General features: G+C 55.2%; 14 protein-coding genes. 4 read left to right on the top strand and 10 right to left on the bottom strand.

What is annotated here, in order from left to right; translation table 11 throughout:
- The first annotated feature begins 78 nt into the window (after positions 1-78).
- Entirely contained in the window at positions 79-1,689 is a 1,611-nt protein-coding gene (locus CPH17_RS06935; protein ID WP_074397076.1) for a sensor domain-containing diguanylate cyclase, read from the top strand.
- Positions 1,690-1,715: 26 nt separating this feature from the next.
- A complete protein-coding gene (locus CPH17_RS06930) occupies positions 1,716-2,969 on the top strand; it encodes a GGDEF domain-containing protein (RefSeq protein ID WP_074397075.1) in 1,254 nt (417 codons plus the stop codon).
- Here CPH17_RS06930 and CPH17_RS06925 read toward each other — a convergent pair.
- The 7 genes from CPH17_RS06925 to CPH17_RS06895 all read right to left on the bottom strand — a co-directional run bounded on the left by CPH17_RS06925 (position 2,950) and on the right by CPH17_RS06895 (position 8,905).
- Positions 2,950-3,732, bottom strand: coding sequence for a TraX family protein (locus CPH17_RS06925; protein WP_074397074.1), 783 nt, complete (start codon positions 3,730-3,732; stop codon positions 2,950-2,952). The two genes, CPH17_RS06930 and CPH17_RS06925, sit on opposite strands and share 20 nt — an antisense overlap.
- Positions 3,733-3,942: 210 nt before the next feature.
- Positions 3,943-4,710 carry a transporter substrate-binding domain-containing protein gene (locus CPH17_RS06920; RefSeq protein WP_074397073.1) on the bottom strand — a complete coding sequence of 256 codons (768 nt, stop codon included), beginning with the start codon at positions 4,708-4,710 and terminating at the stop codon, positions 3,943-3,945.
- Positions 4,711-4,821: 111 nt separating this feature from the next.
- A complete protein-coding gene (locus CPH17_RS06915) occupies positions 4,822-5,553 on the bottom strand; it encodes an ABC transporter permease (protein ID WP_074397072.1) in 732 nt (243 codons plus the stop codon).
- Positions 5,553-6,257: an ABC transporter permease gene (locus tag CPH17_RS06910; RefSeq protein WP_074397071.1), complete on the bottom strand. Its 705-nt coding sequence runs from the start codon at positions 6,255-6,257 to the stop codon at positions 5,553-5,555. The genes CPH17_RS06915 and CPH17_RS06910 overlap by 1 nt, the downstream gene beginning before the upstream one ends.
- 14 nt (positions 6,258-6,271) lie before the next feature.
- On the bottom strand, positions 6,272-7,042 hold the full coding sequence (locus CPH17_RS06905) for an ABC transporter ATP-binding protein (protein ID WP_074397070.1): 771 nt from the start codon (positions 7,040-7,042) through the stop codon (positions 6,272-6,274).
- 186 nt (positions 7,043-7,228) lie between these two features.
- Positions 7,229-8,224, bottom strand: a complete 996-nt coding sequence (locus tag CPH17_RS06900; RefSeq protein ID WP_074397069.1) for a succinylglutamate desuccinylase — start codon at positions 8,222-8,224, stop codon at positions 7,229-7,231.
- A gap of 240 nt (positions 8,225-8,464) precedes the next feature.
- The gene (locus CPH17_RS06895; RefSeq protein WP_096298765.1) at positions 8,465-8,905 is read right to left on the bottom strand and encodes a hemerythrin domain-containing protein; all 441 of its coding nucleotides are present in this window, start codon (positions 8,903-8,905) and stop codon (positions 8,465-8,467) included.
- 182 nt (positions 8,906-9,087) lie between these two features.
- On the opposite strand from CPH17_RS06895, the gene wrbA reads away from it, so the two are divergent.
- Positions 9,088-9,687: an NAD(P)H:quinone oxidoreductase gene (gene wrbA / locus CPH17_RS06890; protein WP_074397067.1), complete on the top strand. Its 600-nt coding sequence runs from the start codon at positions 9,088-9,090 to the stop codon at positions 9,685-9,687.
- 83 nt (positions 9,688-9,770) lie between these two features.
- Here the strand turns inward: wrbA and CPH17_RS06885 are convergent, their stop codons facing one another.
- The gene (locus CPH17_RS06885) at positions 9,771-10,799 is read right to left on the bottom strand and encodes an SMP-30/gluconolactonase/LRE family protein (protein ID WP_096298763.1); all 1,029 of its coding nucleotides are present in this window, start codon (positions 10,797-10,799) and stop codon (positions 9,771-9,773) included.
- Between the two features lie 183 nt (positions 10,800-10,982).
- Positions 10,983-12,059: a tartrate dehydrogenase gene (locus tag CPH17_RS06880; RefSeq protein WP_096298761.1), complete on the bottom strand. Its 1,077-nt coding sequence runs from the start codon at positions 12,057-12,059 to the stop codon at positions 10,983-10,985.
- Positions 12,060-12,185: 126 nt separating this feature from the next.
- Here CPH17_RS06880 and CPH17_RS06875 point away from each other — a divergent pair, with 126 nt between their 5' ends.
- Entirely contained in the window at positions 12,186-13,109 is a 924-nt protein-coding gene (locus CPH17_RS06875) for a LysR family transcriptional regulator (RefSeq protein WP_074397064.1), read from the top strand.
- A gap of 17 nt (positions 13,110-13,126) precedes the next feature.
- Here CPH17_RS06875 and CPH17_RS06870 read toward each other — a convergent pair whose 3' ends face one another.
- Positions 13,127-13,660, bottom strand: coding sequence for a lipocalin family protein (locus CPH17_RS06870; protein WP_096298759.1), 534 nt, complete (start codon positions 13,658-13,660; stop codon positions 13,127-13,129).
- Positions 13,661-13,736: the final 76 nt, after the last annotated feature.

The following is a 13,736-nucleotide window of genomic DNA, read 5'->3' as shown; positions in this document are numbered from 1 at the left end:
GGCTAAAAAGGAGCAGACTGATTAATCAATAAGATCGGCTTGCAAGCCGACTTGGCAACATAAAGGGACATTGAGTGTATGCCACAGCCATTTAGCACGGCGATCGCCTCGGGTCTGCGCAGTCGTTTCCAGAGTGAACATAATGCCACGGTGAAAAGCCTACGCAGCGAAAAAGTGCGTCTGCTGTACGACAGTTTATGGTCACCCGTGCTTGCCAGCGTACTCGCAGCGATTCTTTTGGTCGCCGCGCTTTGGCCGGTTGTGGCGCACTGGAAGTTGCTGAGTTGGCTGGCAGCTCTGCTGTTGGTTTCCGCACTACGCCTGGGTCTGGCCTATCATTTTCATCGCTTACCGGCCTTGCAGCAGCAGCGTCAACGCTGGCTTTATCGATTTAGCGCAGGAGCTATCGCGGCGGGATGTGTATGGGGCATTGGTAGCTTTGCACTGTTTACCGGCGACCATCCTGGTCAGGTGGCGGCGCTTTCCATTGTAGTGGCCGGCATCTCTGCTGGCGGCGTGACAACGCTTTCCGCCGTCTGGTGGGTGGCAATGGGCTTTGTGCTTCCGATTATGCTGCCGCTGATGCTGCAGTTTTTTCTGCTGGGGTCGTCGCTCTCGGTACTGATTGGCTCGATGCTAGTGCTGTTTCTGGGGCTGGTGGTAGCCACGAGCCGCCGGCTGAGCCGGATCATTCACGACAATATCTCACTGCGGGTCAGCATGGCGGCGCGGGAAGCGCAGCTGCAGGAAAGCGAGGACCGCTACCGGTCGATTTTTCACCAATCGCCTCTAGGCGTGCTGCATTTTGACGAGCAGGGCACGATCACCGACTGCAACAACAAGCTGCTGGATATTCTGGGCGTGGAGCGCGCGCAGTTAATTGGTTATTGCATGCTGGCACGCAGTGCCGATAAAGCCGTCGCTAAGGCCGTGAAAAATGCCTTAGGGCAAGGCACGGGTTATTACGAGGGTACGTATTACCTCCCCAGAGCTTCTGAAGGCACGCCGCTGCGCGCTTTTTTTAACGGAGTGCATAGCGCTAGTCAGGAAATGGTGGGTGGGGTGGCGATGATTGAGGACTTCACCGAGCGCAAGCGACACGAAGCGATTATTTACCGTCAAGCCTACTACGATGCGCTCACCGACTTGCCCAATCGGCGTATGTTTATTGAGCGCCTGGAGATGCTTTGCGCGGATGACCAACAGGCAAGTGGGCTGTTGCTGTTTATGGATTTGGATCGCTTTAAACTGATCAACGATACGCTGGGCCATGCCGCCGGTGACGATTTGCTGGTGCAAGTGGCGCGCCGCTTGGAAGGATGTTTACATCAAGGCGATATGGTCGCACGGCTGAGCGGCGATGAGTTCGTGCTATTGGCGTTAACCAGTACCACGACGCCTAGGGCGATGGACGAATGGGCTGAGGACTATATGCAGGCGGTCCAGCACACACTTGCATCACCTTACCGGTTAGAAGCTCACTCGGTAGAGGTGACTCCGAGCATGGGCTACACCTGTTTTCAAGCCAGCGGTTGTGACTATGGCGAGTTACTCAAAGAAGCCGATCTGGCTATGTATCAAGCCAAAATGGAGGGTCGCGCGCAGCGTCGACGCTATCAGCCGTGGATGCTGGATGAAGCGCAACAGCTCGCACAGCCCCGGGCGCCTGCCGACGAATCGACGAGCTGAGCCGACAACGTAAGGGACATTTTTGAATGCCACAGTTTTTTAGTGCGGCGATTCTATCGGGTCTGCGTCGCCGGTTTGCGCGTGAAGATCCTAATAAAGCCCAGAGCCTGACCAGCGAAAAGGTGCGCATCCTCTATAGTAATTTATGGCAGCCCGTTTACGCCGGTATTCTAGGGGCGGTTTTGTTAGTCAGCATTATGTGGGAGGTCGTTGCTCCCTCCGTTTTAATCAGCTGGCTAGTCGCCATTATCGCCATCTCTCTGATTCGCTTGCGGCTGGCTTCCTTGTTTCTGCAGTCCGACGAAACCTCACAGGCGCAACCGAAATGGCTATTTTCGTTTGCGCTGACCGTTTTTGTGGCGGGGTGCGTCTGGGGGACTGCCGGTGTGCTTATGTTTGCTCCAGAGCATCCTGAATATGTCGCGGCACTGGCGATTGTCTTGTCGGGCGTTGCGGCGGGCTGCGTTACCATGCTGTCTGCCATTTGGTGGATAGTGATTTTTTTTATATTGCCGATTGGCCTGCCCCTTCAATGGATGTTTGTGACATCTGACATCCCTACCCACACCATGATCGGCATCGTCATGATGGTGTTTTTAGGACTGCTGATTATCACCAGTCGGCGCATGGGACTGGTGATACACGACAATATTTCGCTACGCGTCAGTATGGCTGCCCGCGAAGCAACTATTTATCACCAGGCCTACTATGATGCATTGACCGACCTGCCCAATCGGCGGATGTTTATCGAGCGTCTGGAAACGCTTTGCGCCGGAGATCAGCACGCCAGCGGACTGCTGCTGTTTATGGATCTGGACCGTTTTAAACTGATCAATGATACGTTGGGTCACGCTGCCGGTGACGATTTGCTGATACAAGTGGCGCGTCGCTTGGAGGGCTGTCTACACGAAGGCGATATGGCGGCCAGGCTTAGCGGTGATGAGTTTGTGCTATTGGCGTTGACCAATACCGCCACGGCCAAGGCGCTGGACGACTGGGCTGAAGTTTATATGCAGGGTATTCAGCATGCGCTTTCCGACGCCTATAGACTAGAAAACCACTGGGTAGACGTGACGCCAAGTATTGGTTTCACCTGTTTTCAAGCTGGCGGCTGTCATCATGACGAGTTATTGAAAGAAGCCGACTTGGCCATGTATCAGGCTAAAATGGGAGGTCGCGCACAGCGTCGACGCTATCAGCCGTGGATGCTGGATGAAGCGAAACAACTGGCCCAGCCTCGAGCGCCCGCTGATGATTCGACTAGCCAATCTGACCGCTGAGCAATAGCCATAGCGCGATCAAAGCGAAATGACCAGGATACCAGGCCAGCCATAAGCGCCTGGGCATGACCCACTGAATGGCGGGGATGCGCTTTGCGGCACCTGCTGCTATCACCAGTACCACAATACAGGTGCCCACCGTAAACGACTTGGCCATATCGGAAGCATTCATTTGGCCTGCCATCCATAAGGCCGGGAACGCCGCCAAACCAGCCCATAGCCGCGCAGAAAAATCACCGTCGGCATCGCTCAGCGCCTGCATGGCAAACATCAGCAACGGAATCAAGAGCAACCCGTAGTGGTGATACTCAACCCAAAAGCCGAGCAGATACCACAGGGTGACACCTGCCGCCGCGCCAGCAAGCAGCCAGCCAAAGTGGATGCTTTCCTGCTGATAATGCTGCCAACCCAACCGCACAAGCGAGCCTAGCGCGAGGCCGGTGGCCAAGGTAAAGCAGATGTTGAGTATGAACGCATCAGATGCACGTGGCATCAGCATATAAGGCAGTTGCGCGATTATCCCGATAATCAGCATACGCCGAGCGTAACGCATCGGATTACGCGTATTGAACAGGCCGTGCCAAGCGACCATGGCGGCAAACAGTGGGAAAGCAATGCGGCCAACGGATGATCCCACCCAATCTAGCTCCCAGCCATCGGGTATTACAAAGCGCGTCACATGGTCCACCGTCATGGTGAACAGGGCGAGCCATTGAGCCCAGCCCGTCCAGTGTGACGAGGGTTTTGTTGCCGATGCCGCCATAGAACCTCCGTGTGAATGCCTGCATAGGTTAACGTTATGCTCAAAGACTCGTGGATATCGTTCAGGTTCACCGGTCTTTTATGCACTTGAAAGTGACGCACGCCACTCCGTATGCGTCATCGACGCAACAAAGCATAACAAAACGGTTCAAGTTTAGGGGGAGAGAAAAAGGAGGGGCTCCTCCCCAGCGGGCTGGGGAGGAGCAGTTGCTTACTCTGTTTCGAAGTAACGCGCGTAGATTTCGTCGTAGGTGCCGTCTTCACGAAGGGTTTCAAGGGCTTCGTTGAATTGCTCGGCGAGCGCTTCATCTCGCTGGCGGAAGGCGATGCCAAAACCATCGCCGAAGTATTCTTTCGGCTCGGTCAGCATATCGCCAACAACCACGTAATCGCCTTCTTCGCTATCCAGCAGGGTGGACTTGCCTACCGGGAAGTCGAGGAACAGGATGTCCAGGCGCTCGGATTCCATGTCCAGGACCATGTCATCGGCGGTCGCGTAGCGATTGATGTCGGCCACATCGCCGTACATGTCGGTGACGTAGTTGTCCTGCAGGGTGCCGCGCTGAACGCCGATGGTCATGTCGGTAAGCGTTTCTTCGCTGATTTCTTCCAGCTCGGTACCTTCAGGCGCAAACCAGGCGGACGGAGGCGTGATGTAGGGGTCAGAGAACAGTACCTGCTCACGACGGTCGTCGTTGATGGTCATGGATGACATGATGGCATCGTATTTACGTGACAGGAGGCCCGGAATGATGCCGTCCCAACCTTGAACAATCCATTCGCAGCTAACGCCGATTTCTTCGCACATAGCGTTGCCCAGATCAATATCGAAGCCAGTAAGTTCGCCGTCAGAGGTGCGGTATTCCATAGGCTCGTAGGGAACGTCCACGCCAATGCGGACTTCGTCATATTCCTGTGCCTGGGCACTGGTTGCGGCAATCGCCAAGCCAAGTAGCGAAAGTGTTAGGACTTTTTTCATTATGGGTTCTCCTGATGGATGTAATTCACCAAGTGGTGAGGAACATAACTTTTGCCAGCTTAGCGCCGACAACAATGTTTTGTCGACGCATAAACTAACGTTTGTTTCACGCTAGCCGGTTTGGGGTTGTAGGTGGGCCAGCAGTTTTTTCTCCAGATGGCGGAAGAAATACAGAATGGCAAAGGTTAGGCACAGATAAATGGCCGCGACGAATAAAAAGGCATCGAAAGGTGCGTAGTAACGGGCATAGACAAAGCGTGCCGCGCCGGTTAAATCCATGATGGTGACCACGCTTGCGATCGCGCTGGCGTGGAGCATGAAAATCACTTCGTTGCCATAAGCGGGCAGGGCGCGCCGGAAAGCACTGGGGATAATGATCCGACGCATGGTAAGGCTGGGGGACATGCCGTAGGCCCGTGCCGCTTCGATCTCGCCTTTCGAGGTGGACTTGATGGCCCCTCGGAAAATTTCAGTCGTGTAGGCCGCAGTGTTCAGGGTGAAGGCGATCAATGCTGGTACAAAGGGGTCTTCCAGAATGACCCATAGCCATGACTCCTGAATGCCCTCAACAAACACCACACCGTAGTAAATCAAGTAGAGCTGGATGAGTAGCGGCGTACCGCGAAAGACGTAGGTGTAAGCGAAAATAGGCCATTTGATCCAGGCATGCCGTGAGCCGCGACCAATGGCGAGCGGCACCGCGGCGATCAGTCCGATAATCAGCGAGAGGAAAACCAACTGCACGGTGGTCGTCAAGCCAGCGCCATAGTGCGAAAGCGTCTGCAGGGTAAAAATGCTGTTATCGGCGAGCTGATTTTCCAGCCAGGTTAATAGGGGTTCCATTAGTCTGCCTCCCCATACCCAATGCTATAGCGCTTTTGCAGGCGCGCGAATACCCACTCCGACACACTGGCGATTAATAAATAAATCAGCGCCACCACAATCATGAAGGTGAACGGTTCGCGGGTGGCCTTGGAGGCTTCGGACGCCACGCGCACCATGTCGGAAAGTCCGATCACCGAGACCAGCGCGGTGGTTTTAAGCAGTACCATCCAGTTGTTCGAAAGCCCCGGCAGGGCGTGACGCATCATCTGGGGGAAACGGATGCGGCGAAACACCAACGAGTTACTCATACCGTAGGCTTTACCTGCCTCAATCTGGCCGTGATCCACCGCCATAAAGGCGCCGCGGAAGGTTTCGCCCATGTAGGCGCCGAAGATTAGCCCGATGGTGACCACGCCCGCGACAAACTCGTTGATATTGATGAAAATATCGATTTCAAACTGATAGTAGAGCCAGTCGGTTATCATGTTGACGCCGATTTGCCCGCCGAAGAACAGCAGCATCATCAGCACCAGGTCTGGAACGCCACGGATAACGGTGGTGTAAAGCGTCGCGATACGGTGGGCAAGCCAGTTGCGCGACATCTTCGCGCTGGCGGTGATGAGCCCTAGCACCACGGCGAGCAATAACGATAACAGCGCTAGCTGAATCGTTACGCCTGCGCCTTCAAGCAAGCGCGGGCCGTAACCATGAAGATCAAGCATCGTGAGCCTCGCGATTAGTATTTAGGCGCCAGGAACTGCTGCAGGCGCGGAGATTGGGGATTGCCGATCATTTCTTCGGGGCGGCCAGCTTCTTCCACCATTCCTTGGTGGAGATAGATCACCTGGCTGGATACGTCCCTGGCAAAACTCATCTCGTGGGTGACCACGACCATGGTGCGCCCCTCTTCGGCGAGATCACGCATGACTTTTAGTACATCGCCCACCAGTTCGGGGTCAAGCGCCGAGGTGGGTTCGTCGAACAGCATGACCTCCGGATCCATCGCCAACGCCCGGGCAATTGCGCCGCGTTGCTGCTGACCGCCTGACATTTGCGCTGGGTAGGCATCGGCGCGGGCCGTCAAGCCGACCTTGTCGAGCAGCGCGTGGGCGTGTTCGGTGGCTTCCTTTTTGGACTGCCCCAGCACATGGATCGGCGCTTCAATAATGTTTTCGAGCAGCGTCATGTGCGCCCATAAATTAAAACTTTGAAACACCATCGAAAGTTTGGCGCGCATTTGCACCACTTGTTTCCAGTCGGCGGGTTCGCGTCCCCGCGGGGTGTTCTTGAAGCGGATTTCTTCTCCGTGCACGTAAAGTTCGCCCTCGTCAGGTTGCTCAAGCAGATTCATGCAGCGCAAGAAGGTGCTTTTGCCTGAACCAGACGCCCCAATGAGGGTAATGACATCTCCTTTATGGGCCTGGAGAGAAAGACCTTTCAGAACTTCCGTATCGCCGAAGCGCTTTTTTATATTGCGCACTTCAAGAGGAATAGGCGTAGCGGCCATGTGATTGGCTCCAATACTAGGTTGCCGCAGCAACAATGAGTGTTGATGGCGGCTGGCGCGAAAAAGGGGCGATTCTATCAGGCTAAACGGCGTATGCGCGCTTTCCCGGTGTTTTTGATAGCGCGACGTTAGTCGTAGTCAACGCCAAACGAATTATCATCGCCACAGCATTATTGTTGTCAAATCTTATTCATGAGTAGGTGGCGCCGCGCAGGGAGTCACCAGTAGCGCGGCGCGCGCGCCTATTTCAACGTGGGCGTTGGGAAACACCACGTGTAATGGGGTGTCACCCACCCGATACTCCCCGTTCTGGCTGTCGTTTGCTAAGCACGTTCCGGCTTCAAATCGGGTGAAATTGGGCGTGTCATCGGCAAAGCACAGCGTGAATTGGTCGCCGTGGCGAATTAACTCATGCTGCACGCGGAAATAGGGTAACGAGTCAATGGCCTGCTCCGCCGGCATAACCCCTTCGCTGAGGCTACCCAGCAATGCAAGCATCGGCGTGAGTGAAGCCATATCGTTTTGCCCAAAAGGCGCGACACGACCTAGCTCAAAGGTAAACGATTGCGCACCGTGGTAGTGCTTACTGTAGTGAGAAAACGTCCAGCTGTGCTGATGCTGGTGTAACACGGCTTGCATACCAGCAGCGGCGATCCACCGCCACTGGGCCGGTTGGGTGGCGGTATCCGCATAGGGCGCCACCACAAACCGTGGGTAGAGACTTCCCCGGATAGCTGTGTGCAGGTCATAGTGTAGCTTGGGTAGCTCGGCATGCAGTGAGAAAAAATCATCCACCTCGGCCATAAGTTGGCGCGCGCGCGTGGGCTCATCGCCGTTGCCTTTCAGCTCACGCTGAAAAAGCCGGTTGAGGTTGGTATGCATAAAGCGCTGCTGGGCCTTAAGGGCGGGGATATTGCCGAGAATCACCAGTACGGGCGCGCCCAATGACCGCGTTCCGGCTTCTAGAGCGCTGAGCCAAGCGCCGATCAGCTCGACAGGGGCGGTTTCGTTGCCATGAATGGCCGCTGAGAAAATGCAGGCGTGGGCATCAGGGCGTTGGCGATGTGGCGTCAGGCGTAAAACGCCGGGGGCGCTAACCTCAAAGTGACCGCTGGCAAAGGTACCCTGCCGTGGGGTATCGCACTGGTCATCAAGTGTCCAGTCCAGCCACTCGTTTAGCATGCTGGCTCCTCGTGACGAATAACGGCGTCAACGAGAAAAAATCGCGAGGTAACGGTGCGTCGTGTCATTGGGAATACAACAAGGTGATAAGCGTGCCCCACCTTTACCATCTTCGGCTTAACCGGCAACCCTCGGCGTCGTTCGAGTGAAAAAGCGCGGTGGCATGTTGAAAAAGTACCAACAAAAAACGCCCGGGACTTGCGCATTGTGTGTGCCGGGCGCCCTTTATTGTGGCAACGATTAGGCTGAGCGCTGGCGCTGCATCTCGTCGTTGTATTCATCTGCCAGCGATGTTTTCTGCTGGTCCTTAAGGCCTCGTCCAGCAAGCTGAAACACCTCTTGTTCTTCTTCGTCCAGGTGATGAGTCACTAGGTGCTGGAGTTTTTTTGCGTGGGTAAGCCAGCTGGTCGCGCTGAAATCGGTGTCGTCCAGAAGCTCAAGCATTTCGTCAATTTCGTGGTGTTCCGCCACGCTGTGGCGGGCTTTTTCCTGGGTTAGGTCAATCTCCATCATAGGAATATAAAGCGCACGTTCTTCGGCGTTGGCATGGTATTTCAATTCTGCACGTACTTGCTGATAGAGCTGTTCTCTTTCGTCGCTATCGCCGTGGGTTTCCACCAGGCGTGCTAGTAAGTCGCGCTGAATATCGTGGTCTTTGCGTAGGGCTTCAAAAATTGTCATTCCTGGCTCCATGGATGCGGGGGTGCAATAAAAGCTAGTCAGCGTCTCGCCAAAGCGCAACTACTTGAGCGTCGATGAAATCGATCCTCGCGGTCGAAAACATTCGCTTTTCTCTACTCGCCACTGCGCTATGGTATGGCTATTCATGTCAACGTGCTGATCAAGGCGCAAAGGAGTGAGCAATGACGAAAGTACTGGTACTTTACTATTCCATGTATGGCCATATCGATACGCTGGCCGCCGCTGTTGCCGAGGGCGCAAAGCGTGTTGACGGCGTAGAAGTCACCGTCAAGCGTGTGCCCGAAACCATGCCGGAAGAGGCTTTCAAAAATGCCGGTGGCAAGCAGGATTTCACCACTCCTGAAGCCTCGCCTCAGGAGCTTGCCGACTACGACGCAATTATCTTCGGTACCCCCACGCGCTTTGGCAACATGGCGGGCCAAATGCGTACCTTCCTCGACCAAACCGGCGGCCTATGGGCCAAGGGCGCGTTGCGAGGTAAGGTGGCGAGCGTGTTTACCTCTACCGGCACCGGCGGTGGCGATGAAATGACCATCACGTCTACCTGGACCACGCTGGCCCATCACGGCATGGTGATCGTGCCGATTGGTTACGGGCTTGAAGAGCAGTTCGATATTTCCAAGGTAAGCGGCGGCACGCCCTACGGCGCTGCGACGCTCGCCGGTGGCGACGGCTCTCGCCAGCCGGATGAACGCGAGCTGAAAATCGCCCGCTTCCAGGGCAAGCATGTCGCTGGCATTGCGGCCAAACTGGCTAGTTAATCTGTTTTAACCAGTGATTAAAAAGCCTCGCCGGCGTCGTCCGGCGAGGCTTTTTCAGTTTGCGCTAGCGTTATAACTATTGGCTACGCACCAAGAGCTGCCGTATAGATGGTGTAGACGGATTGGCTGGCAGTCATGAAGAGTCGGTTACGATCCTGGCCAACGAAACATACGTTAGAACAGACCTCCGGCAACAAGACCCGCCCCAGCAGGTCACCTTCGGATGAGAAGACCACCACCCCGTCGATGCCCTCGCCGCCGTTGGCACTTGACCAAATATTGCCATCCATATCGCAGGTCATACCGTCGAAAATCGTATCTTCGCTAGTAACGATCACTTTTCGATCACTGGCGCTGCGACCATCCTCGCCAAGGGTCCAGCGAATGATTCGAGCTGGCTCATCGAAATGGGTGGGGGCACTATCACTTGCGTAGAATCCTTCGCCATCTGGTGTCAATACAATGCCATTTGGCTTGTGAATATCATCGGTCAGCATGATGGGTTCATCGAGATTATCATCGACGTAATAGATCGCTGTCTCAAGCTCTAGGTCACGTTTCTTGCCCTCATAGTCGAAGTGGGCGCCATAGCCTGGATCGGTAAAGATCACGCCACCGGAAGGCAAAGCCACCACATCATTGGGCGCATTGAGTGGTTTTCCCTGATAGCGCTCGGCAAGCACTGTTGTGCTGCCGTCCCATTCGTAGCGTAAAACACGTGCTGGGTAGTGTTCGCATGAGATTAGCCTGCCCTGGTGATCGAAGGTATTGCCGTTAGAGTGGCCGACATTATTTCTCAGAACGCTGACTTGGCCGGTGGCTTCGTCCCAGCGCATCTGTTTGGCACGAGGTATATCGCTGAATACGACGTAACGCCCTACAGCGTTCCAAGCGGGTCCTTCTGTCCATAGCCCTTCGCTCCAATGACGCTCCAAAGGGCTATTAAAAATCATGTAGTCACTGAAGCGTTTGTCCTCGACCTTCCAGGCATCAATCGGGTAACGGTCAGGGGTGGCGCTTTGTGAGGTCTGTAAGGCAAAAAGCTGAGGTGATGTGCCGACAGCGGCGAGAGTAGCCGTTGCCGAAAGAAACTGACGGCGTCCAAGTTTCATAGCATTATCCTGATTATTGTTTGAGAGCGTTGTTATGAGTGACGTGAAACCGATGTTTCAGTCACTCTCAGGAAAATGTAGAACATAAGAAGTCAAAAAACATACATTGGCTGCCTGGTTAGCTTCAACCGGGCAGCCAAAATACGAAGCGAATGCCTATGTGTATTGGTTAGTGCAATACCGTCAGCGCGACCCAATAGCGTTGGCAATGGCCTTACCGAGACTTGTCGTGGAGCCTTGCCCGCCAACATCGCGGGTGAGCACTTGGCTATCGCCTGCGCTGAGTACCGCTTCTATGGCCGTGACCATGGCGTCGCTGGCTTCTTTATAGCCCAGGTGCTCGAGCATCATCGCGCCGGACCAGATTTGACCGATGGGGTTGGCGAGGCCTTTGCCGGCAATATCCGGCGCGCTGCCGTGAACCGGCTCAAACAGGCTGGGGAAGTGACCTTCCGGGTTGATGTTGGCCGAAGGCGCAATGCCGATAGTGCCGGTACAGGCAGGGCCTAAGTCGGAGAGAATATCGCCGAACAGGTTGCTGCCCACCACCACATCGAACCAGTCCGGATGCAGCACAAAATTGGCCGTTAAGATGTCGATATGAAATTTATCCACGGCAATTTCCGGATAGCTTTTCGCCATTTCAACCACGCGCTCGTCCCAGTAAGGCATGGTGATGGAAATACCGTTGGATTTGGTGGCCGAGGTAAGCTTTTTGCGCGGGCGCGTCTGGGCCAAATCGAAGGCGTATTTGAGGACGCGGTCGACGCCGGTGCGGGTCATCACCGTATCTTGAATGACCACTTCACGGTCGGTGCCTTCAAACATCTTGCCGCCAACGCTTGAATACTCGCCCTCGGTATTCTCACGCACCACGTAAAAATCGATATCGCCAGGTTCGCGGCCAGCCAGCGGGCTTTTGATACCGGGCATTAACTTACACGGCCGCAGGTTGATGTACTGATCAAAGCGGCGGCGGAACTGGAGCAGCGAGCCCCACAGCGAAATATGGTCTGGTACCTTGTCAGGCCAGCCCACCGCCCCGTAAAACAGCGCATCAAAGCCTTTTAGCTGATCGAACCAGTCTTCCGGTAGCATGCTGCCGTGCTCGAGATAATAGTCGCAGCTGCCAAACTCAAAAGTGGTGAATTCAAGATCAATATTAAAGCGCTTGGCGGTGGCTTCCAGGGCACGAACACCCTCAGGCATGACTTCGGTACCAATGCCGTCGCCGGCGATCACGGCAATACGATGGGCCATGGGGACTCCTTATCTGATCGGTGTTTTCGTTGGATTTAGACGCATTGTTTGATGAGTGTAGCCTCTATTAGCTGGGAGATAATCAGGCTATTATTCAAGCTATTGTTGCCTAAAAGTGAAGAATTAATGTCCCCACTCGATGACCTGGCGTTCTTTCAGCAGCTTGCACGGGCGGGCAGCCTGACCGCCACGGCCCGCGATCTGGGGCTGTCACTCTCTGCTGTCAGCAAGCGGTTGAAACACATGGAGTCGCGGCTTGGCGTCGTGCTGGCTGCACGAACCACGCGGCGGTTGACCCTGACCGCCGAGGGCGAGCGCTATCTTTCCCGTGGGGCGCTGATTCTTGATGAGTTGAATGAACTGGAGAACGACCTAGGTGAGACCGCAAGCCAGGCGCTGAGCGGACGATTGCGAGTCAACGCCACCTTTGGCTTTGGCCGGCGCCATGTAGCGCCCTTGTTGTCAGCTTTTTGTGCTGAGCACCCGGCGATAGAAAGCTGGCTGGAGCTGACCAACTTTCCGCTCAATTTGAGCGACCATGGCTTTGACGTGGGAATTCGCATTGGCGAGCCGCCGGACTCGCGCCTGGTGGCACGGCGTCTTCTGGCCAATCGCCGGGTGCTATGTGCGTCGCCAGTGTATGTGAAGGGCATGCCACCATTGACCACGCCTGCCGACCTGACCCAACATCGCTGCCTGGTCATCCGCGAAAACGACAGCGACTTTCCGCTGTGGCGGTTTGAGCGTTGTAACGCCCCTGGCAGTGGGCAATCGGTGAAGGTCAGTGGACGCCTCGCGAGCAACGATGGTGAAGTGATTACCCGCCTGGCGCTTGAAGGCCATGGTGTGATGCTGCGTTCCTGGTGGGATGTCAATGAGCACCTTGCCAGCGGCGCGCTTCTCCCCCTGCTCCCCGGCTGGCAAGGGGTACGCGCGGATTTCTACGCGGTCTTCGAACACCGCCGCCATCTTCCGCTACGCATCAGTGCCTTTATCGACTACTTACAGCAGGAAATGGCCGATAGGGTGCCGCCGTTGCCACTGACATGAGGTGTTTGACGGGCCTGCTAGGGCTCCGGGCATGCGTCACCGTGGTCGACATCAATCAGCTCCTCGGTAGGAAAGTTAAGTTCGGCAGCCCGCTTGCGCAAGCGTTTTTCTAACTCGCCGTCCATGTCCGGGGTGCGAGACAGAATCCACAGGTAATCACGGTTGGGGCCTGATACCAGTGCCCATTGGTAATCGTCATCCAACTCCAGAATATTGTAGCCACCGTAGAAGGGGCCAAAGAAGCTGACCTTTAGTCGGCCTACATCGTCATCGTCGATGAAATAAGCGCGCCCATCGGCTTCATCCCAGGCTTGTTCCTCAGGGTTGTAGCCGCGATTAATCACCTTGACGCCGCCGTCCTTGCGAAGGCTGTAATTTGCCGTGACACATTGAAGTCCTTCTTCGAAGGAATGATCCAGCCTGGCGATTTCATACCACTGGCCTAAATAGCGATCAAGCTCAAAGCCTGTAACCGGTTGGGTGCCCTCAGGAATACCCGTACAACCCGCCAACACGACACTACTTAGCACCACTTTCCATGGTTTTAACATCGCTTACTCCTTGAGTGGCTGAGGTTTGCTAATTCGTCTATTGCCCATAACAATGCATAGATAGACGTATACCTGA

Source organism: Halomonas sp. hl-4 (assembly GCF_900215475.1).
Taxonomy (GTDB): domain Bacteria; phylum Pseudomonadota; class Gammaproteobacteria; order Pseudomonadales; family Halomonadaceae; genus Vreelandella.
This window is presented reverse-complemented; position numbering and strand designations above follow the sequence as displayed.

Coding starts and splice junctions, on each gene's coding strand:
- CPH17_RS06920 (WP_074397073.1), bottom strand. CDS start 4,710: ATGAAAAAAGTCCTAACACTTTCGCTACTTGGCTTGGCGATTGCCGCA.
- wrbA (WP_074397067.1), top strand. CDS start 9,088: ATGACGAAAGTACTGGTACTTTACTATTCCATGTATGGCCATATCGAT.
- CPH17_RS06910 (WP_074397071.1), bottom strand. CDS start 6,257: ATGCTTGATCTTCATGGTTACGGCCCGCGCTTGCTTGAAGGCGCAGGC.
- CPH17_RS06900 (WP_074397069.1), bottom strand. CDS start 8,224: ATGCTAAACGAGTGGCTGGACTGGACACTTGATGACCAGTGCGATACC.
- CPH17_RS06875 (WP_074397064.1), top strand. CDS start 12,186: ATGTCCCCACTCGATGACCTGGCGTTCTTTCAGCAGCTTGCACGGGCG.
- CPH17_RS06905 (WP_074397070.1), bottom strand. CDS start 7,042: ATGGCCGCTACGCCTATTCCTCTTGAAGTGCGCAATATAAAAAAGCGC.
- CPH17_RS06880 (WP_096298761.1), bottom strand. CDS start 12,059: ATGGCCCATCGTATTGCCGTGATCGCCGGCGACGGCATTGGTACCGAA.
- CPH17_RS06935 (WP_074397076.1), top strand. CDS start 79: ATGCCACAGCCATTTAGCACGGCGATCGCCTCGGGTCTGCGCAGTCGT.
- CPH17_RS06885 (WP_096298763.1), bottom strand. CDS start 10,799: ATGAAACTTGGACGCCGTCAGTTTCTTTCGGCAACGGCTACTCTCGCC.
- CPH17_RS06915 (WP_074397072.1), bottom strand. CDS start 5,553: ATGGAACCCCTATTAACCTGGCTGGAAAATCAGCTCGCCGATAACAGC.
- CPH17_RS06930 (WP_074397075.1), top strand. CDS start 1,716: ATGCCACAGTTTTTTAGTGCGGCGATTCTATCGGGTCTGCGTCGCCGG.
- CPH17_RS06925 (WP_074397074.1), bottom strand. CDS start 3,732: ATGGCGGCATCGGCAACAAAACCCTCGTCACACTGGACGGGCTGGGCT.
- CPH17_RS06895 (WP_096298765.1), bottom strand. CDS start 8,905: ATGACAATTTTTGAAGCCCTACGCAAAGACCACGATATTCAGCGCGAC.
- CPH17_RS06870 (WP_096298759.1), bottom strand. CDS start 13,660: ATGTTAAAACCATGGAAAGTGGTGCTAAGTAGTGTCGTGTTGGCGGGT.